The following is a 20974-nucleotide window of genomic DNA, read 5'->3' as shown; positions in this document are numbered from 1 at the left end:
CCGCCGCGGCGGGTTTTCTTGTATCCGGGGCAGCCGTGGTTCAGCTGGCAGCCGGAGCGGGGGTGGCTTTCTTCTTGCTGCTCTTGTTGTTCTTTTTCTTGGTGCCTTGCTTGGCCGGCTTCTTGTCGGCGGCGGACGGGTCGGTCAGGTCGGTGCGGGTGCTCTTGTTCGCGCCCTGGCTGTACGGATCGAACTTGTCGCCGGCCTTGGCGCCCTGGCTGTACGGGTCGAACTTCTCGCCCGACTTGGCACCCTGGGAATACGGATCGAACTGCTGCTTGCCGCCGGTTTGTGCCTGCACGGCCAGCGAAGCGGCGCCAAGGCAGAGTGCGATCGCGGTCGCGACGAACTTGTTCATGGATTCTCCTGAGATATGCCGCCGTCGGGCGGTCGTGTCTTTGGCCTGCCCTGCACAGGGATGGCTCGGGCCAGTGTCGCCAACATCCTTCACGACTGTCAACTTGGGGCTTGCCCGGCGCGACAACCTCATGGAAACCCTGAATTGCGGCGCCAGCGCGATTGCGCATGGCGCCGCCGGCGCGCCTTATTCGGTGACCGCGTCGGACGGATGCTTCCAGGCCGCGCGCACCTCGCCCGAAGGCGCCAGCGCCAGGTTGATGCCGCGGCTGCCGATGGGCTGCTGGAACCAGCGCTGCTGCAGCGTCTTGACTTCGGGGCCGGCGAAGGTGGTGGTGAGGGTCTGGTCGACCAGTCGCTTCCATTCCGGATCGGCCTTGGACAGCATCAGCGCGTTCTGCTCGACCGACAGCGCCGGGCCGACGATGACGTATTGCGAAGGATCCTTGGCGCGCGCGCGCAGTCCGGCCAGCAGCACATCGTCCATCACGAAGGCCTGGGCCCGGCCCGATTCCAGCAGCAGGAACGATTCGCCGTGGTCCTTGGCGTAGACGTCGTGATAGCCGTACTGGCCCTTGAAGCGGCGCACGTGGCGGTCGCCGGTCGAGCCCGCGCTGGTGACCACGGTCTTGCCGCGCAGGTCGCCGAACGAGCGGATGCCCGAGTCGGCGCGGACCAGCATGCGCACCGTCGACACATAGTGCGAGACGCTGAACGCAACCTGCTTCTGGCGCTCGAGCGAGTTGGTGTTGGGGGCGCAATCCAGGTCGACCAGCCCGTTCACCACCGCCGGAATGCGGTTCTGCGGCGTCAGCGGCATCCAGCGCACCTTCAGGTCCTTCAGGCCCAGCTTCTGGCGCGCCGCCTCGGCCGCGCGCAGGCACAGGTCGACGGCATAGCCGGCCGGCTGGCCCTTGTCGTCGGCAAACGAGAACGGCAGCGCCGATTCGCGGTAGCCCAGCACGATGGTGCCGGCGTCGCGGATCTTGTCGAGCACCGGGCTTTGGGCGTGCGCCGCGGCCGGGGCCAGCATGGCGGCGGCGCCGGCGGCGAGCAGGATTGCCGCGAGCGGGCGGAGGGCGCGGGGAAGGCGGGCGGCCAGGGCAGGCAAGGCGAAGGCGGTCATGCGGGGAAACTGAGAAGCAGCCGGCAATCCGGCGAAGACGTTAGGGTATACCCCGGTCCGCCCAAGGCGAAGGACATTGTCGTCATAAGCAAATTCCCAGGCACGGCTGCGGTTTCCCGCCTTGGTTGCACGCGTGAAACGCCAAACGGATGAGGCGTTCCCGGGCATTGGAAGCGCCGGTAGCGCCATTCGGACGATGGGCGCCGGCGTCCGGCTCACCTACGCTTGCGAAAAACGACATGGCAACGGGACAGGGGGGCACGATGGCAGCAAGCAATCGCGGGCGCACGTCGATGGCGGCAGGTGCCATCGCCCGGCTGCAGCCCGGTCCACTGTCGCGCTGACACCGGGGCCTGTGCCATGCACGCAGCGGCCACGCCGGCGCGCGAGATCCGGGATGATGCCGCGGGTCGGTCCCGCGACGCGCGTCCCGACGATGCGCTGCTGGACTGCGTGCTCTGGCTGGCCCGGCACTTCCACCAGCCGGCCTCGGCGCAAGCCGTGGTGGCCGGGCTGCCACTGGAGGACCATCGCCTGACCCCCGCGTTGTGCGCGCGTGCCGCCGCGCGAGCCGGCCTTTGCGCGCGGCTGGTACGGCGCAAGCCCGACGAGATTCCTGACCGCGTCCTGCCGGCGATCCTGCTGCTGGACCAGGGCGGGGCCTGCATCCTGGTGCGCCGCGAAGAGGCAGGCATGCTGGTGGTGGTGCTGCCCGAGTTCGGTGACGGCGAACAGGCCGTGCGTGGCGAAGAACTGCTGGCGCGCTACACCGGCTACGCCATCTTTGCGCGGCCCGCGTACCGGCCGGAGGGCGCCCGGGCAGGTATCGATGCCGCGCCCGCTCACGCGCCTGATCACGCGCCTGATCGCGCACCGCAGGCATGGTTCTGGGGCGTGATGCGGCAGGCCTGGCCGGTCTATGGCGAGGTGTTGGTGGCTTCCTGGCTGCTGAGCCTGTTTGCGCTGGTGATGCCGCTGTTCACCATGAACGTTTATGACCGCGTGGTGCCGAACCATGCGCTCGAGACCCTGTGGGCGCTTGCGGTGGGCGTCGGCCTGGTGCTGCTGTTCGAACTCGCCATGCGCATGCTGCGCGGCTACTTTGTCGACGTGGCCGGCAAGCGCATCGACGTGACGGTATCCGCCACGCTGTTCGAGAAAGTGCTGGGCATCGAGATGAAGTCACGGCCCGCCTCGGTCGGCAGCCTCAGCAGCCAGTTGCAGGAATTCGAATCGGTGCGCGATTTCCTGACCTCCGCCACCATCACCACGCTGATCGACCTGCCGTTTGCCGCGGTTTTCATCGCCGCGATGTTCTGGGTGGGCGGCCCGCTCGCATGGGTGCCGCTGCTGACGGTGCCCCTGGTGCTGGGCCTCAGCCTGGCGCTGCAGGGGCCGCTGTCGCGCGCGGTGCGCGCCAGCAGTGCCTGCGCGGCACAGCGGCAGGCGGCGCTGGTGGAGACACTGGTGGGGCTGGAGACCATCAAGACCACCGGAGCGGAAGGTGTCGCGCAGCGACAGTGGGAGCAGGTGGTCGGGCAGATGGCAAGGCTGGCGCTGCGCGCGCGCTGGTTGTCGGCGTGCGTCATCAACGCTGCGCTGTTCGCGCAGCAGGCCGCCACGCTCGGGGTGGTCGTCATTGGCGTCTACCAGATCGCCGACGACCGCCTCACCATGGGCGGGCTGATCGCCTGCACCCTCCTGGCGGGGCGTGCGCTGGCGCCGCTGTCGCAGATGGCCGGGCTGACCACGCGCTATCACCAGGCGCGCACCGCGCTGGCCGCCCTCGACCGGACCATGGCGTTGCCGGTCGAGCGCCCGCCCGGCAGGCATTTCCTGCACCGCCCGCCCTTGCGCGGCGAGATCGAATTCCGCGCGGTCAGCTTCCGCTATCCCGGCCGCGACGGTGCCGCGCTCGACGGTGTGTCATTCCGCATTGCCAGCGGCGAGCGGGTCGGGCTGATCGGCCGCATCGGCTCGGGCAAGACCACCATCGAAAAGCTGATCCTGGGCCTGTATCCGCCCGATGCCGGCGCGGTGCTGATCGACGGCGCCGAGGTGCGCCAGCTCGACCCGGCGGCGCTGCGGCGCGATATCGGTTATGTGCCGCAGGACGTGATGCTGTTCAGCGGCACGGTGCGCGACAACATCGTGATCGGCGCGCCCTACGCCGACGATGCCGCCGTGCTGCGCGCCGCGCGCCTGGGCGGCGTCAGCGATTTCATCGAGCGCCTGCCACAGGGCTATGACCTGCGCCTGGGCGAGCGCGGCGAGGGGCTTTCTGGCGGACAGCGGCAGGCCATCGCCATCGCGCGCGCGGAGCTGTTGCAGCCGCCGGTGCTGCTGTTCGACGAACCCAGCAGTGCCATGGACAACCGCACCGAAGAGCAGTTCAAGGCGCGGCTCGCGGCAGCGCTAGGCGAGCGCACGCTGTTGCTGGTGACCCATCGCGGCTCGCTGCTGAGCCTGGTCGATCGCCTGATCGTGATGGACCAGGGCCGTATCGTCGCGGACGGGCCCAAGGCCGAGGTGCTGAACGCGCTCGCGGGGAGAATGCTCCATGTCGCCTCGGCCTGAGCCCCGCACCCTTGCGCGCCGCGTGGCCGCCGCGCTGCGGCCGCACGCCGACGACTCCGCATTCATGGATCCTCGCGACGAAGCGGCGCTGGCGCGGCCACGCTGGTTCGCGCACTGGATCCTGTGGTGCGCCGTGGTCTTCGTCATCGTGGCGCTGAGCTGGGCGGCGCTGGCGCGGGTCGATGAGGTGGCAGTGGGCGAGGGCAAGGTGATTCCGTCGAGCCAGGTGCAGGTGGTGCAGAACCTGGAAGGCGGGATCGTGGCGCAGATCCTGGTCCGGCCCGGACAGGTGGTCGACAAGGACCAGCCGCTGATGCGCATCGACGATACGCGCTTCACCGCCTCGTACCAGGAAGGCCGTACCAAGGACGATGCGCTGGTGGCGCGCATCGCGCGCCTGAGTGCCGAGGCCGCTGGCACCGATTTCGGCGCCGGTGCGGGCGGCGGCGACGGCGATGCGCGCCGTTTCGTGGCCGAGGAACGCGCGCTGTTCGACTCGCGCAAGCATGCGCTGGAAGCGAACCTGGCCGTGCTGCGCCAGCAGTCGGAGCAGCGCCGGCAGGAGCTGGCCGAAAAGCGCTCGCGCGAGCAGCAACTGCGGCAGAGCCATCGCCTGGTGGCGCAGGAGTTGGCGATGATGCGGCCGATGGTGGCGCAGGGCGTGGTCTCCGATGTCGACGTGCTGCGGCTGGAGCGGCAGACCAATGACCTCAAAGGGGAGCTCGACGCGTCGCGGCTGGCGATGCCGCGCCTCGAAGCGGCCTATCGCGAGAGCCAGCAGAAGCTCGACGAAGCGAGTGCGCATTTCCGCGCCGAGGCCATGCGCGAACTCAACCAGGCCAAGGCCGAGCAGGCAGCGCTGAGCGCGACCAACACGGCCTTGCAGGACCGGGTCGATCGCACCCTGGTGCGCTCGCCGCTGGCCGGGATTGTCAAGCAGCTCAAGGTCAACACCGTGGGTGGCGTGGTCCAGCCCGGCATGGACCTGGTGGAAATCGTGCCGCTCGAAGACACCTTGCTGGTCGAGGCGCGCGTGCGTCCGGCCGACATCGCCTTCCTGCGGCCGGGCCAGCCCGCCGTGGTCAAGCTGTCGGCCTATGACTTCTCCATCTATGGTGGCTTTGCCGGCACCGTCGAACATATCAGCGCCGATACGCTCACGCCGGAACGGCCCGGCGAGCGTCCCGAGAGCTATTACCTGGTGCGCGTGCGCACCCGCGACAACCGGCCGGCGGGAAGTGCGGTGCAGGTGCCGATCCTGCCCGGCATGGTCGCCACGGTGGATGTACTGACGGGCCAGAAGACGGTGCTCCATTACCTGCTCAAGCCCATCATCAAGACCCGGGACATGGCGTTCCGTGAAAGATAGGGCCCGCGCTCGCACGCGAGCCTTTTGCAACCATAACAAGCAAGGCACGGCCACCAGGCCTGCATTGAGGACGGAGAGAGAACGACCATGGCAACCGTGACTGGCACCAACGGCAGCGACAGCCTCACCGGCACCGCAAGCAGCGACACCATTCTGAGCGGCAACGGCAACGACTATGTCAGCGCCGGCGATGGCAGCGACTATGTCGACGCCGGCAATGGCGACGACATAGTCGAGGGTGGCGATGGCAACGACACGCTGCTGGGGGCCAACGGCAAGGATCGCGTGTTCGGCGGGCGCGGCAACGACAGCCTGTCCGGCGGCAACGGCACCGACGCGGTCTATGGCGGCAGCGGCGACGACGTGATTGGCAGCGCCGACGGCGCGTCGACGCTCTACAGCGGCGACAACGGCGGCGATACGCTGTATGGCGACGGCTACGACAGCCATGCCGACTATCTGCTCGGGCGCGGACATGAGTCGGCCCAGCCCGGCAATGACCGCATCCAGGGCGGCAACGGCGACGACCTGATCTTTGGCGACAATGGCGACGGCGCGGTCGTCGGCGGCGACGACATCATCGCCGGTGGCAATGGCAGGGACAGCGTCTACGGCGAAGGCGGCAACGACACCATCGCCGGCGGGGGCGGCGGCGACGCGCTGAGGGGCGGTAGCGGCCGCGACACCTTCGTCTACAACGCTGTCGCCGATTCCACCGCGGCCGCCATGGACGTCATCGCCGACTTCCAGCGCGGCACGGATCGCCTGGACTTGCGCCCGGTGCTGGGCGACACCGGCTTCCAGTGGGGCGGCCTGACGCCGACGGCCCATGGTGCCTGGTACCAGCAATCGGGCGGCAACACCTATGTCTACGTCGATATCGATGGCAATCCCGCCGCGGCCGAAATGGTGATTCGCCTTGACGGCCTGCACGACCTGACCAAATCCGATTTTGCCGGCTACGACAACCATGCCCCTACCGCCGCGGCCGATGCCAACGCCATCGGCGAAGATAACCATCCGAACCCGGTAACCGGCAACGTGCTGGCCAATGACAGCGACGTCGACGCCGGCAATGTGCTGGCCGTAGCCAGTCCCGGCACCTATGTCGGCCAGTACGGCACGCTGCAGATCAACGCCGACGGCAGCTACAGCTACACCCTGGACAACGGCAATCCGCTGGTCCAGTCGCTGCGCCTTGGCGACCATGTCGATGAGTCGTTCGGCTACAGCGTAACGGATGGCCAGGCCTCGGCGGCGTCGACGCTGAGCATCCGGATCACCGGCACCAACGATGCGGCGACCATCACCGCATCGGCGAGCGAAGACACGGCCGTGACGGAAGCCGGTGGCGTGGCGAACGCCACGGCGGGCGATGCCTCGGCCAGCGGCACGCTGACCGTGGCCGATGTCGACAGCGGCGAGGCGCACTTCGCGGCCGTGCCGCCGGACAGCCTGGTCGGGCAATACGGCACGTTCACGTTCAACAGCACCACCGGCGCCTGGACTTACACGCTGGATAACAGCAAGGCCGATGCGCTGATCGCCGGGCAGCAGGTCAGCGATGCGCTCACGGTGTGGTCGGTGGACCAGACGGCGAACCAGACCATCACGGTCAATATCACCGGCACCAACGATGCGGCCACTATCGCCGCATCAGCCAGCGAAGACACCGCCGTGACGGAAGCCGGTGGCGTGGCGAACGCCACGGCGGGCGATGCCTCGGCCAGCGGCACGCTGACCGTGGTCGATGTCGACAGCGGCGAGGCTCACTTCGCGGCCGTGCCGCCGGACAGCCTGGTCGGGCAATACGGCACGTTCACGTTCAACAGCACCACGGGCGCCTGGACTTACACGCTGGATAACAGCAAGGCCGATGCGCTGATCGCCGGGCAGCAGGTCAGCGATGCGCTCACGGTGTGGTCGGCCGACCAGACCGCGCAGCAGACCATCACGGTCAATATCACCGGCACCAACGATACGGCGACCATCACCGCATCGGCGAGCGAAGACACGGCCGTGACGGAAGCCGGTGGCGTGGCGAACGCCACGGCGGGCGATGCCTCGGCCAGCGGCACGCTGACCGTGGCCGATGTCGACAACGGCGAGGCTCACTTCTCGGCCGTTCCGCCGGACAGCCTGGTCGGGCAATACGGCACATTCACGTTCAACACCACCACCGGCGCCTGGACTTACACGCTGGATAACAGCAAGGCCGATGCGCTGATCGCCGGGCAGCAGGTGAGCGATGCGCTCACGGTGTCATCGGCCGACCAGAGCGCGCAGCAGACCATCACGGTCAATATCGTGGGCGCCAACGATGCCGTCATCAACAGCGTTCCGGGGGCGCAGTCGGTCAGTGAAGACGCGCCGCTGCTATTCAGCACCGCCACCGGCAATGCGCTCGGCTTCTTCGATGCGGACGGCAGCAGCCACACGGTGACGCTGACGGCGAGCCGGGGCACGATTACGCTGAACGGCACGGCGGGATTGCAGTTTCTTGCCGGCGATGGCAGCGCCGACGGCACCATGACCTTCACTGGCAGTGACGCGGCCATTCGCGCCGCGCTGGATGGCCTGCAGTTTGCCGGCGACAAGGACTATGCCGGCGCCGCGTCGCTGCAGGTGCAGACCAGCGACGGGGCCACGGCCGACATCGATACCGTGGCGATCGCGATCCAGCCGGTCAACGATGCGCCGGTGGCAGCCGCGGACGTGGTCTATGTCTCGAACAACACCGGCAGCATCCTGATACCGGTCAGTGCGCTGCTCGCCAATGACGGCGATGTCGATGGCCGGGCACTGTCGATCACCGGCCTGAGCGGCGCCACGGGCGCGGTCAGCAACCTGGGGTTCGCGCCCGGCACCAATAACAGCTACATCATGTTCGACTCCGACAACTCGGCCGCGGGCAGCTTCAGCTATACCGTTTCCGATGGCGCGGGCGGCAGCAGCACGGCGACGGTGTCGGTCAAGGTCTCGTCGACGAACGGCGCAGCCACGGTGACGCTGGCAAGCCAGACCTACCAGGCTTCCTACCTCGACGGTGGCAGCAACACCGATGCGCTGACCGGAGCCGCGGCCAGCGACGTCTTCATCGGCGGCTTGGCGAGTGACACATTGCGCGGCGGCGCGGGCGATGACGTGCTGCGAGGCGGCGCCGGGGACGATACGCTCGATGGCGGCGCCGGCATCGACATGCTGGACCTGTCCGATGCCGGCAGCGGGCTGGCCTTCACGTTGGTCCAGAGCACCAGCGCGACGTCGGTCAATCTTGGCAGCGTCAACCTTGGGAACGATACCTACAGCAACATGGAGGGCGTGATCGGGTCGCGGTTCAACGATACGCTGACCGGCAGCGGCGCCAATGACATCCTGCGCGGCGGCGCGGGCAACGACACCCTCGATGGCGGCGCGGGCATCGACCTGCTGGATTTCTCCGATGCTACCGGCGCGATCGATTTCACCCTGGTCCAGAGCAGCAGCGCGACCTCGGTCAATCTTGGCAGCGTCAATCTGGGCACCGACAGCTACAAGGGCATGGAAGGCGTGATTGGATCGGCCTTCAACGACAGCATCACGGGCTCGGCCGGCAACGATGTGCTGCGGGGTGGCGCCGGCGATGACCATTTGGCCGGCGGCGCGGGCAATGACCTGCTGGTCGGCGGTGCCGGGAGCGACACGCTCGCGGGCGGCGCAGGCAGCGATACCTTCCGCTTCCTGCGCGCCGAGGCCGCTTCGGTCGATACGATCGCTGACTTCGACCTCGCGCCGGCGTCGGCAGGGGGTGACGTGCTGGACCTGTCGGAGCTGCTGTCGGGCGTCAGCGTGACCGGCGCCAATGTGGCGCAATTCGTGCGTCTGGCCGAAGTCGATGGCAATACCGTGGTCAGCCTGGACCGGGACGGCGGCGGCAGCGCCGCCGCGTTCCAGGATGTCGCCGTGCTGCAGGGGGTGGTGGGACTGGACCTGAATACGCTGCTGAGCAACGGCAACATCCATACGGCCTGAGCCAGCCACCGGCAGGAGGCGGGGCAGGGGGGAGAGGGCAAGAGAGACGGCAACACGCGGCAACGCAGGACGGCGGCAACGCTGCCGGCAGTATCAAAACCATAATAAGCGGGTAGGGCGCCGCGTTCGGACGCGTGCAGCGCACGAGCGCGGTGTACCCGGCAGGGGGAAGCATGACGACGACATGGTGCCGGCTGGCACCCGTGCTGCCATGGCTGGCGCTGGCGCTGGCGCTGCCGCGGCACGCGGGCGGCCAGGCGCTGCCCCAGGCGGTCGACCTGGCCGTGCACAGCAATCCCGAAGTGCTGGCCGCGGGCAGCCGCCGCCTGGCTGCCGACGAGGGGCTGAAGCAGGCGCGTGCCGGCTACCTGCCGCGGATCGATATCGGCGGCGCCACCGGCCGCGTGCGGCTGGACAGCCAAAGCAGCCGCGTGGCTGGAATGTCGGACGCCTCGTATGGCCGCCATGCCGCCGACGTCACCATCACGCAGATGCTGTTCGACGGTTTCGGCGTGAGCAGCGATGTCGAGCGCCAGGGCGCCCGGATCGACGGCGCGGCCTACCGGGTCGGCGCCAGCGCGGAAGACATCGCGTTGCGCACCGTCGGGGTCTATGTCGAGGTGCTGCGCCGGCAGGAGACGGTGGCGATCGGCATCGCCAACCTCGAGGCGCACCAGCATATCCATGACCAGATCAGGCTTGGCGCCGATAACGGCGTGCTGCGCCGGGCCGACCTCTACCAGGCCGAAAGCCGGCTGGCGCTGGCCAAGGCCAGCCTGCGGGCGGAACAAGGCGCGCTGCAGGATGCCGAGGCGGCGTTCGTGCGCGTGGTCGGGACGACACCGCAGCGCTTGTCCCGGCCGGAATCGCTGGCCGCCGTCCTGCCCGCAACCGAGCGCGAGGCGCAGCAAGTAGCCGGTGCCAGCCACCCTGCACTGGGCGCGGGCCAGGCCGATATCGCCGAAGCCGAGGCCGCACGCGCGCTGGCGCGCTCGGCCTTGTGGCCAAGGCTGGAGCTCGAGGTGGGCGGGGCACGCGACCGCGACCGTGTGCTGGGCACCACCGACGAGCGCCGGGTGATGCTGCGTGTGCGCTATAACGTGTTCCGCGGCAATGCCGACAAGGCGCGCATCAGCGAGGCTGGCTTTCAGATCCAGGAAGCCGAGCAGAACCTGGAACGGCTGCGGCGGCAGGTGCAGGAAAACGTGTCGCTGGCTTATAACGCCAACCGTACCGCGCAGGACCGCCTGGTCAGTCTGCAGCAATATGTGCAGGCAAGCGATGCCACGCGGCTCAGCTACGGCAGGCAATTCCGCATCGGGCAGCGCAGCCTGCTGGACCTGCTCAATGCGGAGAACGAGTACTTCAGCGCCCGCACCGCCTTTGTGACGGGCCAGTACACCGAACTCGCCAGCCAGTACCGCATCCTGGCGGGCATGGGGCTGCTGCTGGCGACACTCAATGTCGCGCCCCCCGGCGAGGCGCTGGCACAGGGCGGGACACGCACGGGGCAGCGCTAGCATGCGGGGCTCGCATGCCGCTGCCAGATGGCTGGCCGACGCATTGCTCATGGCAGCGTGCGCCGCCGCTCAGCACAATGAAAAGGCCCTAACCGGAGCCTTTCATGTCACGCACTTTTTCCCTGGAATCGGAATGCCTTGGCCTGCGGCTGCGCGCCGGCACGGAACTGGTCTGCCGCGGCGGCAACCTGTGGCTGACCTTCGAGGTGCCGGGGCGGCCGTCGCCCGATGTGTTGCTGGCGCCGGGCGAGCGCCATCGGCTGCAAGCGGACGCCGAGGTCTTTGTCGCGGCGCTGCACGGTGCGGGCCCGGCGCTGTGCCGGATCGAAGCGCCACCGCGCCGGGCCGGCCCGCTGCGGTTCAGCTGGCTGCGGCGCGCGCGGGCGACTTGATCGTGTGCGCGGCTTCCTGGCAGATCCACTGCGCCACGCGTTTGACGTCGGCGCGCGGCTGCGCGGCCGCCTGGATCAGCCAGTAGGCGTTCGGGCTTGGCGGCGCTTGCCGCGCGGTCGGCACCAGCGCCAGCTGGCCGCCGTCGACCAGCGGCCGCACCAGTTCGAGCCGGCCCAGCGCGATGCCTTGCCCCGCCAGCGCCGCCTGGATGACCTGGTCATACTGGTTGAAGCGCAGCATGCCGCGCTGGCTGGCCTGGCGCAGGTCGCGCGCGGCCAGCCAACTGCGCCATTGCAGCCACGGGCGCGGATCGTCGAATTCCAGCAGCGGCAGCTGCAGCAGCGCATCGCTGTGCGGCCCGAGCGCGGCCAGCAGCGACGGATGCGCGATCGGGGCGATGTGCTCGCCGAACAGGCGCACGGCATCGGGCGGCGCCGCGGCGTCGCGGCAATAGCGCACCGCAAGGTCGATGCCCTCTTCGCGCAGGTCGCTGATACGGTTGCTGGCTGACAGGCGCACATCCAGGTGCGGGTGGGCCTTCTGCAGGCTGCCCAGCCGTGGCAGCAGCCACAGGCCGGTCACGCCGATGCTGGCGGTGACGGTGACCGGCTGCCGGCCCTCGCTGCGGCGCACCTCGGCCACCACGTCCTGCAGCTGCTGCAGTGCGCTGTCGGCACTGCGAAACAGGCGCTCGCCCTCGGCGGTGAAGGCGACGCCGCGATGCTTGCGCACGAACAGCTGCACCTTCAGCTGCGCCTCCAGCGCATGGATCTGGCGGCTTACCGCCGACTGGGTCAGGCACAGGTCATCCGCCGCCTGCGTAATGCTCATGCGTCGGCCGACGGCGACGAAGCCCTTGAGCAGATCGAGCGAGAACAGGCGAACCAGCGGGATGGACATGCAGTGAACTCCGGGCAGACGCGCGATTCTGCATTACAGCACGATCCGGGATGCTCCTGCCATGCGAGGTGCGCATGGCAGGACGACCTAAAGATCGGTTGAAGGAAGATCTGGCGCCGCGTGCAATAGAGCCATTGCGCCTGCGGGCACCATTGATCGAAAAGAGGCTGTCATGACCATCCACCCGCCACGCTCGTCCGCTTCCATCCACTCGGCCGGGCTTGCCACGCCCTGGTGGCGGCAACTGTGGGTGCTGGTGCTGGCCGGTGGCGTGCTGATGGGGGTGGCGCTGGGCGTGCGCCATGTGCAAGGGCTGTTCATGCTGCCCATCATTGCCGAGCGCGGCTGGACCCGCGAGACCTTCGCGTTCGCCATGGCGGTGCAGAACCTGGCCTGGGGGCTGGCGCAGCCCTTCACCGGCATGCTGGCCGACCGCTACGGCTCGTGGAAGGTGATGGCGGGCGGGCTGGCGCTGTATGCCGTGGGGCTCTATGGGATGACGCAGGCGCATACGTCGACGGCGCTGGTGTGGTCGGCGGGCCTTTGCCTCGGCGTGGCCTTGTCCGGCAGCACCTTCGGCGTGGTCTACGGCGCGCTCAGCCGGATGACGGGGGCCAACCAGCGCAGCCGCGCGCTTGGACTGGCCGGCGCCGTCGGCGGCGTCGCCCAGTTTGCGCTGGTGCCGGGCGTACAGACGCTGCTGGCGGGGACAGGATGGGCGGGTACGCTGCTGCTGCTTGCCGTGGCACTGGCCGTGCTGTTGCCTCTGGCCCTTCCGTTCCAGGACCGCGGCGCGGCGGCGCCGGACCACCGCGCGGCGGACGGGGCCGGGGGCCAGCCGCTGAGCGCCGCCGTGCGCGAGGCCTTCGGCCATTCGGGCTTCTGGCTGCTCAACCTGGGCTTTCTTGCGTGCGGCTTCCAGCTTGCCTTCATCGCCAGCCACCTGCCGGCCTATCTGCTGGACCGCGGCATGCGCCCGGCCGACGGCATGGCGGCACTCGCCATCATCGCGCTGGCCAACGTGGCCGGTGTCTATGTGTGCGGGCTGCTGGGCGGGCGTCACAGCAAGAAGTACCTGCTCGCCGGCATCTACCTCGCGCGCACCGCGGCGATGGCAATGTTCCTGCTGCTGCCGCTGAGCCCGGCGACGCTGTACGCCTTCAGTGCGGCGATGGGGTTGCTGTGGCTGGGCACGGTGCCGTTGACCAACGGCATCCTGGCCCAGGTGTTCGGCGTGCGCTATCTCGCCACGCTGTTCGGCTTCGTGTTCCTGGGCCATCAGCTCGGCTCGTTCATGGGCGTGTGGCTCGGCGGGCTGGTGTTCGAGCTGACCCGCTCGTACGACGCGGTCTGGTACGGCGCCATGGCGCTGGGTATCGTCGCCGCGGCGCTGCATTCGCCGATCGACGACCGCCAGATCGTCCGCTCCGGTCTGGCGCCGGCACGGCCATGAGGCGGCCCGGCGCAACCGCGCTCGCCGCCTGGCTGTCGGTACTCGGTGGCGCGGTCGTATGCGCCGTGGCGCTGGCGGAGTGGCTCGATCCGGCCCATGCCCAGGCGTGGATCGCGCTGCTGGCGTTGTGCCAGTAACCCCGACCACCGCCGCTACCACGGCGCGGCGGAGGTCGAACTCGCAACAAGCAGGGCCACTGTGTAACCAACCCGCACAATGTATGTATTGCGCCACATTGAGGAGTGGCGCAGCGGGTAGAATCGCGCCTTCCGTGCCCTTTGCATCCTCCCTATAACAATGAGCTCCCGCCCGTCGCGCCTGCCGTGCATCGACGCCCTCAAAGCCGTCAGTTCGCAACTGATCGTCCTGCACCACCTCGCCTTCTATGGACCGATGTCCGACGCCGCCTACCAACTGGCGCCGGGGCTGGTGGACTGGCTCTATGACTACGCCCGCATCGCGGTACAGGTGTTCCTGGTGATCAGCGGCTTCCTGGCGGCGCGCAGCCTGGCGCCCGACGGACGGCTGGAGATCCGCCAGCACCCGCTGTCGCTGCTGTGGCGCCGTTACCAGAAACTGGTGGTGCCGTTTGCCGCGGCGATCCTGCTCAGCATTGCCGGCGCCGCCGTGGCGCGGCACTGGATGACGCATGACTCGATCCCGGCGTCGCCCACGCTGGGGCAGTTGCTCGCGCACCTGACGCTGCTCCATGACATCGTCGACGTCGACGCCTTGTCGGCCGGGGTCTGGTACGTGGCCATCGACCTGCAATTGTTCGCGCTGCTGCTGGGCACGCTGTGGGCCGCGCGGGCGGTGTCGCGCGGCAGGGCGGCGGCGGGCGTGGCGGTCAGCATCGGCCTGGTCGCGCTTGCGGGCGTGGCATCGCTGTTCTGGTTCAACCGCGATGCCGCTTGGGATATCTGGGCCGTGTATTTCTTCGGTGCCTATGGCTTGGGCACGCTGGCCTACTGGGCGTCCGCCCCCGGCCGGCCGCTGCTGCCGCTGGCGCTGCTCGGCGCGGTGGCGCTGGGCGCGCTGCTGCTGGACTTCCGGCTGCGCATTGCCGTGGCGCTGGCCACCGCGCTGCTGCTGGCGCTGGCGCGCCGCGGCGAATGGCTGGAACGCTGGCCGCGCGCGCGCGTGGTGGGCTACTTCGGGCGCATTTCCTATTCCGTGTTCCTGGTTCATTTCCCGGTGTGCCTGGTGGTCAATGCGCTGGTGTCGCATCTGGCACCGGGGCAGCCGGTGCTGAACGCTCTGGGCATGGCGGCGGCCTGGGCCCTGAGCAATGTGGCGGGGGCCTTGTTCTACCGCTTCGTCGAAAGCGCGCAGCCGCTCGCGGCACTGCGGGCGTTGCTGGGCGGCCGCGGTGACGCGGCAGGCGATTCGGGCCCGGGCTCGGCGAGCCGCCCGACCATGTAACCCTTGCAACCATAGCCGCGTGCCGTACGTGTAGCGCGCTTGCGTTACGTGGACGCCCGCGGCATCGGGGCGGTGCATGCAAGCGGCCGGCGTGGTGCCGTCGGCACGCCGGGCGTGCATGGCCCTGCCGTGGACTTGCGTTGGACGCCACACACAGTGGCGCAACGCTGGCGTAAACGGGCATTGGGTGATGGCACAAAGGTTGCCTAGTATGGAATCGTAAACCTGACCGATTGGTCAGGATTCCATCGGGAACCGAGGGTGTCATGTCCGACCATATCGTCCTGACTTCGCACGCGCGGCGCGACAAGCCGGCGGAGCCGATCCACTGGGGCGCCGCCACGGCGGCGGAGCGCGGACCGGTGATTGCCAGCCTGGGCAATCCGGCGCAGCGCAATGTGATCGGCACCCACGCCGGCGCCTACGCCATCTACCGTGCGCTGGCGGTCGCCTCCGGCACACTGCAGCGCGACCACCGTCCCGACCTGACCGATACCGCGCCCGCCGAGGCCATCGGCCCGCATCCGCAGTGGGGCGACCCGGACAAGATCGTCTCGCTCGACCCGTGGGGGCACCTGGTCTCCACCGTCTTTGCCGACCGCATCGCCGCCGGCGTCGATATCCGCCCGACCATCGCGGTGACGCGCGCGCACATCAACATGCCGGAACTGGTTTCGGCCATCGCCGCGGGCCGGCTAAAGCCAGACGGCGACCTGTTGCATGCCAATGGCGACGTGCGCGTGACCAAGGCGGCGGTCGATCCGGTGTGGTACTTGCCCGGCATGGCGGCCCGCTTCGGCATCAAGGAAAGCGTGCTGCGCCGCAGCCTGTTCGAGCAGACCGGCGGCATGTTCCCGGAACTGGTGACGCGGCCGGACCTGAAGGTTTTCTTGCCGCCGATCGGCGGCATGACGCTGTATTTCTTCGGCGATGTCAGCCAGCTGGGCAAGCCCGAGACCCGCGTCGCCTGCCGCGTGCACGATGAATGCAACGGATCGGATGTGTTCGGGTCAGACATCTGTACCTGCCGGCCGTACCTGGCACACGGCATCGAGGTGTGCATCGAGATGGCGCAGCAGGGCGGTGTCGGGCTGGTGGTCTACAACCGCAAGGAGGGCCGCGCGCTGGGCGAGGTGACCAAGTTCCTGGTCTACAACGCCCGCAAGCGCCAGGTTGGCGGCGACCGCGCCGAGACTTATTTTGCCCGTACCGAATGCGTGGCGGGCGTGCAGGACATGCGTTTCCAGGAGCTGATGCCGGATGTGTTCCATTGGCTGGGAATCCGCCGCATCGACCGCTGGGCGTCGATGAGCAACATGAAGCATGGCGCGCTGGTGGCGCAGGGCATCGAGGTGGTCGAGCAGGTGGCGATCCCCGAGGCGCTGATCCCCGCCGACGCCCGTGTCGAGATCGACGCCAAGGTGGCCGCCGGCTACTTCACGCACTACACGCCGCCGGATGCGAACGAACTGGCCCTGGCAAAGGGCAGGGGGTTGAACGAATGACGAGGTATCCCGAGGACAGTGCCAACGAGCGCCCTGGCAACGGCTGGCTGAGCCCGGTGCCCGAAGGGCATCCCGCGGCGGCGCTGCTGTGCGCCGAGGCGGTGCGCACCCATTGCGCGGCGATCACCGAACACGTGGCCAGCGGCGCGTCCGAGCTCTTCACCTGGCACCCGGACCGCGTGCATGCGATTGCCGATTACGTCGCCAGCACCATCCGGCAGCGCTATCCGGACCTGCAGGTGCCGTATCACAGCCGCTGGCGCCATTTCGAAAGCGGCGCGGGCGACCAGCGCACGGACCGCTGGCAGGTGCTGTGCGAGCGCGCCGCGCTGAGCGGGCCCGAACACCGCGAGGAGCGCGCCCGCATCGGGATCGATCTGGTGATCCCCAGCGTGCTGCTGGATGCGGGCGCCGGCCCGGAATGGCGCTACCGCGATCCGGCCAGCGACCTGGTGCTGACGCGTTCGGAAGGACTGGGCGCGGCCAGCTTCGACCTGTTCGCGCGCGGCGGCTTTTCCGCGGCGCCGGGCGATCCGCTGCGCGCCGATGCCGAGCGCCTGCAGCGCATCGATGCCGACAGCATTGCCCATGCCTTCCAGGTCGCGCAGCACAACCCGCTGGTGGGCCTGGAAGGCCGCGCCGGGCTGCTGCGCCGGCTGGGCGAGGTGATGGACGCGACTCCGGCGCTGTTCGGCCGGCCGGCGCGGCTGGGCAACCTCTATGACTACCTGAAGGCGCATGCCGTCGGCGGCCAGCTCGATGCCGGCTTCCTGCTGCGCACCTTGCTGGTGGGCCTCGGGCCGGTGTGGCCGGGGCGCATCGTGGTCGAGGGCGTGTCGCTGGGGGACTGCTGGCGCCATCCGGCGGCCCCGGGCGGGCTGGTGCCGTTCCACAAGCTGACCCAGTGGCTGACCTATTCGCTGCTGGAGCCGCTCGAGGACGCCGGCCTGACCGTGTCCGGCCTCGACGCGCTGACCGGCCTGCCCGAGTACCGCAACGGCGGGCTGCTGTACGACTTCGAGCTGATGGTGCCGCGCGATACCGGCTTTGCCGCCGAACCGCATGCGGTCGACGAGCCCGTCATCGTCGAATGGCGCGCGCTGACCGTCAGCGGCCTGGACCTGGTGGCCGATTGCGTGCGCCAGGCGCTGGGGCTGGAGGAAGCGCAGTTTCCGCTGGCGCGCGTGCTGGAAGGCGGCACCTGGGCGGCGGGGCGGCGCATCGCCGCCAAGCGCCGGCCCGGCGGCGCGCCGCCGTTTGCCATCACCAGCGACGGCACGGTGTTCTGAACGCGCCGCCCGCGCCGCGGGCGGCGTTGCAAGCAGGGAAGGCTTGTGCAACGTGGCTTCAGGAGCGTCACCATGAACGACATGACCGCTGTTCCCGCAGTCGAGGCGCGCGCGCCGGACCCCGCCGACCCTGCCAGCCTGTCCGGCGTGATGGTGGTCGACCATCCGCTGGTGCAGCACAAGGTCACGCTGGTGCGCAGCGAGGAGACCACCACCGACAACTTCCGCCGCCTGGTGCGGGAGATCAGCCAGCTGCTGACCTACGAGGCCACGCGCGACCTGGCCATGGAAACCATCGCCATCCGCACGCCGATCGCGGCCACGCAGTCGCGCGTGCTGTCCGGCAAGAAGCTGTGCCTGGTATCGATCCTGCGCGCGGGCAACGGCTTTATCGATGGCATGCTCGACCTGCTGCCGGCGGCGCGCGTCGGCCATATCGGCCTGTACCGCGATCCCGAGACGCTGGAGCCGATCGAGTATTACTTCAAGATGCCCGAGGACATCCAGGAGCGCATGGTAATCGTGGTCGACCCGATGCTGGCCACCGGCAATTCGGCCATCGCGGCGCTGAACCGGCTGAAGGAGGCCGGTGTCACCACCATGAAGTATGTGTGCCTGATCGCCTCGCGCCCGGGCCTGCGCGCGCTGCGCAGCGCGCATCCGGACGTCGGCATCGTCACCGCGGCCATCGACGACACCCTCAACGAGCACGGCTATATCGTGCCCGGCCTGGGCGACGCCGGCGACCGCCTGTACGGCACGCGCTGATGGACCCGCGCGCCGGCCTTGCGCCGACACTGCGCGCGCCGCCCCGGCGCGCGGCGGCGTGCGGCCGCATCCGGCAGGAGAACCAGGCCATGATCCTGCGCGCGGCCGAGCACGTGTTCGCGCGCGCCGGGTTTGCCGGCGCCACCATGGCGGAGATCGCCATGCGCGCCGGCGTGCCCAAGTCGAACCTGCATTACTACTTCCGCACCAAGCAGGCGCTGTACCGCGCGGTGCTGGCGCACACGCTGCAGCTGTGGCTGTCGGAGGCCGATGTGATCCGCGCCGAGCTGCCGCCGCAGGTGGCGCTGGAGCAGTACATCCGCGCCAAGATGCGGCTCTCGGCCAGCCATCCCGATGCATCGCGGGTGTTCGCCAACGAGTTGCTGCACGGCGCGCCCGAGATCGGCGAGGTGCTGCGCCATGCCCTGCGTGAACTGGTGTCGCGCAAGGCCGCGGTGGTGCAGCAGTGGATCGACCGCGGCCAGATGGCGCCGGTCGATCCGCAGCACCTGTTCTTCACCATCTGGGCCGCCACCCAGACCTACGCGGACTTTGAATCGCAGGTCTGCGCGGTGCTGGGGATCAGCCGGCTGAAGCCGCAGGATTATGCGCACGCCACCGAGCACGTGGTGGTGATGCTGCTGCGCGGCTGCGGCCTGGCGCCGGTGCCGCTGGCCTGAGATCCCACGCCCGTACCCATACCGGATACCACGACACGACCCATGCTCGACCTGATCCTGCGGCATTGCAACCTGCCCGACGGGCGCACCGGCATCGACATCGGCATCGCCGACGGGCACATCGCCGCAGTCGAGCCGGCCCTGGCGGCGCGCGCGGGCGAAGAGATCGACGCCGCCGGCCAGCTGGTCACGCCTCCGTTCGTCGATGCGCACTTCCATATGGACTCGACGCTGTCGTACGGGCTGCCGCGCGTGAACCAGTCGGGCACGCTGCTGGAAGGCATTGCGCTGTGGGGCGAACTGAAGCCGCTGCTGACGCAGGAGGCCATCGTCGAGCGCGCGCTTGCCTATTGCGACTGGGCCGTGGCGCGCGGGCTGCTGGCGATCCGCTCGCATGTGGATGTATGCGATCCGCGCCTGCTGGCGGTGGAGGCGCTGCTGCACGTGCGCGAACGCGTGCGGCCATACCTGGACCTGCAGCTGGTGGCGTTTCCGCAGGACGGCGTGCTGCGCGCGCCCGGCGCGCTGGCCAGCCTGAAGCGCGCGCTGGAGCTGGGAGTCGACGTGGTCGGCGGCATTCCGCATTTCGAGCGCACCATGGCGCAGGGGGCGGAGTCGGTGCGGCTGCTGTGCGAGCTGGCGGCCGAACGCGGCCTGCGCGTCGACATGCATTGCGACGAAAGCGACGATCCGCTGTCGCGCCATATCGAGACGCTGGCCAGCGAAACCGTGCGGCTGGGCCTGCAGGGCAGGGTGGCGGGATCGCACCTGACCTCGATGCATTCGATGGACAACTACTACGTGTCCAAGCTGATCCCGCTGATGCGCGAGGCCGGCGTGGCGGCGATTGCCAATCCGCTGATCAACATCACCCTGCAGGGGCGGCATGATACTTACCCCCGGCGCCGCGGCATGACGCGTGTGCCCGAGCTGATGGCGGCCGGCGTGCCGGTGGCTTTCGGCCACGATTGCGTGATGGATCCGTGGTATGGCCTGGGTTCCGGCGACATGCTGGAAGTGGCGCACATGGGGCTGCATGTCGCGCAAATGACCGGGCAGGAGGCGATGCGGGCCTGCTTCGACGCGGTCACCGCCGCGCCGGCGCGCATCCTGGGGCTGGACGGCTATGGCCTGGCGCCAGGCTGCCGCGCGGACCTGGTGCTGCTGCAGGCGCGCGATCCGGTCGAGGCGATCCGGCTGCGCGCCACGCGGCTGCGCGTGCTGCGCGCCGGCAAGACCATTGCCACCATGCCGGCGGCGACGGCGGCGCTGGCGCTGCCGGGACGGCCGACGGAGGTGGATTTCCGGCGCGCCGGCGGTGCGGCATAGCGCGCACAAAGTTTTTTGCGGTCGGGTGTTGACAGTGCAGCCAGCACTCGGCATAATTTCGTTCTTCGCATCGCAGCAGTAATGCAGCGAAACGAAGCCCAGATGGCGGAATTGGTAGACGCACTAGGTTCAGGTCCTAGCGGTGGCAACACTGTGGAGGTTCGAGTCCTCTTCTGGGCACCAAAATTCGGAAAGGCTCGCGCAAGCGAGCCTTTTTTCGTTTCAGGCCATGCTCCATGGCAACCACGTCCGCGCCAGCGGGCTTTTTTTCGTCC

At 69.0% G+C, this 20974-nt stretch carries 16 protein-coding genes and 1 tRNA gene; 14 read left to right on the top strand and 3 right to left on the bottom strand.

What is annotated here, in order from left to right; genetic code table 11:
* Nucleotides 1–40: 40 nt before the first annotated feature.
* Nucleotides 41–358, bottom strand: a complete 318-nt coding sequence (locus U9J39_RS16425; RefSeq protein ID WP_115682652.1) for an amino acid ABC transporter permease — start codon at nucleotides 356–358, stop codon at nucleotides 41–43.
* Nucleotides 359–544: 186 nt separating this feature from the next.
* Entirely contained in the window at nucleotides 545–1483 is a 939-nt protein-coding gene (locus U9J39_RS16420; RefSeq protein ID WP_116314551.1) for an amino acid ABC transporter substrate-binding protein, read from the bottom strand.
* A gap of 360 nt (nucleotides 1484–1843) precedes the next feature.
* Here U9J39_RS16420 and U9J39_RS16415 point away from each other — a divergent pair, with 360 nt between their 5' ends.
* The 5 genes from U9J39_RS16415 (at nucleotide 1844) to U9J39_RS16395 (ending at nucleotide 11352) form a co-directional block, all read left to right on the top strand.
* Nucleotides 1844–4060 carry a type I secretion system permease/ATPase gene (locus U9J39_RS16415; protein WP_326347543.1) on the top strand — a complete coding sequence of 739 codons (2217 nt, stop codon included), beginning with the start codon at nucleotides 1844–1846 and terminating at the stop codon, nucleotides 4058–4060.
* On the top strand, nucleotides 4044–5429 hold the full coding sequence (locus U9J39_RS16410; protein ID WP_326347542.1) for an HlyD family type I secretion periplasmic adaptor subunit: 1386 nt from the start codon (nucleotides 4044–4046) through the stop codon (nucleotides 5427–5429). The genes U9J39_RS16415 and U9J39_RS16410 overlap by 17 nt, the downstream gene beginning before the upstream one ends.
* An 87-nt stretch (nucleotides 5430–5516) precedes the next feature.
* Entirely contained in the window at nucleotides 5517–9440 is a 3924-nt protein-coding gene (locus tag U9J39_RS16405) for a beta strand repeat-containing protein (RefSeq protein ID WP_326347541.1), read from the top strand.
* 173 nt (nucleotides 9441–9613) lie between these two features.
* On the top strand, nucleotides 9614–10960 hold the full coding sequence (locus U9J39_RS16400) for a TolC family outer membrane protein (RefSeq protein WP_326347540.1): 1347 nt from the start codon (nucleotides 9614–9616) through the stop codon (nucleotides 10958–10960).
* Between the two features lie 104 nt (nucleotides 10961–11064).
* Complete coding sequence (locus U9J39_RS16395) at nucleotides 11065–11352, top strand: DUF2917 domain-containing protein (protein ID WP_115713081.1); 288 nt, start codon at nucleotides 11065–11067, stop codon at nucleotides 11350–11352.
* Here U9J39_RS16395 and U9J39_RS16390 read toward each other — a convergent pair.
* A complete protein-coding gene (locus U9J39_RS16390; protein WP_326347539.1) occupies nucleotides 11321–12253 on the bottom strand; it encodes a LysR substrate-binding domain-containing protein in 933 nt (310 codons plus the stop codon). The genes U9J39_RS16395 and U9J39_RS16390 overlap by 32 nt on opposite strands.
* Before the next feature lie 172 nt (nucleotides 12254–12425).
* Here U9J39_RS16390 and U9J39_RS16385 point away from each other — a divergent pair, with 172 nt between their 5' ends.
* From U9J39_RS16385 to U9J39_RS16345, 9 genes are all read left to right on the top strand, one after another.
* Complete coding sequence (locus tag U9J39_RS16385) at nucleotides 12426–13706, top strand: MFS transporter (protein WP_326347538.1); 1281 nt, start codon at nucleotides 12426–12428, stop codon at nucleotides 13704–13706.
* On the top strand, nucleotides 13703–13843 hold the full coding sequence (locus U9J39_RS16380; RefSeq protein ID WP_326347537.1) for a hypothetical protein: 141 nt from the start codon (nucleotides 13703–13705) through the stop codon (nucleotides 13841–13843). The genes U9J39_RS16385 and U9J39_RS16380 overlap by 4 nt, the downstream gene beginning before the upstream one ends.
* A 160-nt stretch (nucleotides 13844–14003) precedes the next feature.
* Nucleotides 14004–15128 (top strand): acyltransferase family protein, encoded by a 1125-nt coding sequence (locus U9J39_RS16375; protein ID WP_326347536.1) that lies wholly within the window; start codon nucleotides 14004–14006, stop codon nucleotides 15126–15128.
* 266 nt (nucleotides 15129–15394) lie between these two features.
* Entirely contained in the window at nucleotides 15395–16633 is a 1239-nt protein-coding gene (locus U9J39_RS16370; protein WP_115682646.1) for a GTP cyclohydrolase II, read from the top strand.
* Nucleotides 16630–17922 carry a URC4/urg3 family protein gene (locus U9J39_RS16365; RefSeq protein WP_116314546.1) on the top strand — a complete coding sequence of 431 codons (1293 nt, stop codon included), beginning with the start codon at nucleotides 16630–16632 and terminating at the stop codon, nucleotides 17920–17922. The genes U9J39_RS16370 and U9J39_RS16365 overlap by 4 nt, the downstream gene beginning before the upstream one ends.
* 72 nt (nucleotides 17923–17994) lie before the next feature.
* On the top strand, nucleotides 17995–18690 hold the full coding sequence (gene upp, locus U9J39_RS16360; RefSeq protein WP_115701066.1) for a uracil phosphoribosyltransferase: 696 nt from the start codon (nucleotides 17995–17997) through the stop codon (nucleotides 18688–18690).
* Nucleotides 18690–19370, top strand: a complete 681-nt coding sequence (locus U9J39_RS16355; RefSeq protein ID WP_326347535.1) for a TetR/AcrR family transcriptional regulator — start codon at nucleotides 18690–18692, stop codon at nucleotides 19368–19370. The genes upp and U9J39_RS16355 overlap by 1 nt, the downstream gene beginning before the upstream one ends.
* Before the next feature lie 42 nt (nucleotides 19371–19412).
* Entirely contained in the window at nucleotides 19413–20699 is a 1287-nt protein-coding gene (locus U9J39_RS16350) for an amidohydrolase family protein (RefSeq protein ID WP_326347534.1), read from the top strand.
* Nucleotides 20700–20795: 96 nt separating this feature from the next.
* A tRNA-Leu gene (locus U9J39_RS16345) sits at nucleotides 20796–20882 on the top strand.
* Nucleotides 20883–20974 lie beyond the last annotated feature (92 nt).

The sequence above is a fragment of the Cupriavidus sp. SS-3 genome (genome assembly GCF_035818815.1).
Taxonomy (GTDB): domain Bacteria; phylum Pseudomonadota; class Gammaproteobacteria; order Burkholderiales; family Burkholderiaceae; genus Cupriavidus; species Cupriavidus taiwanensis_C.
Note: the sequence above shows the minus strand (reverse complement) of the source record. Positions and strands in the feature narration are given on the sequence as shown.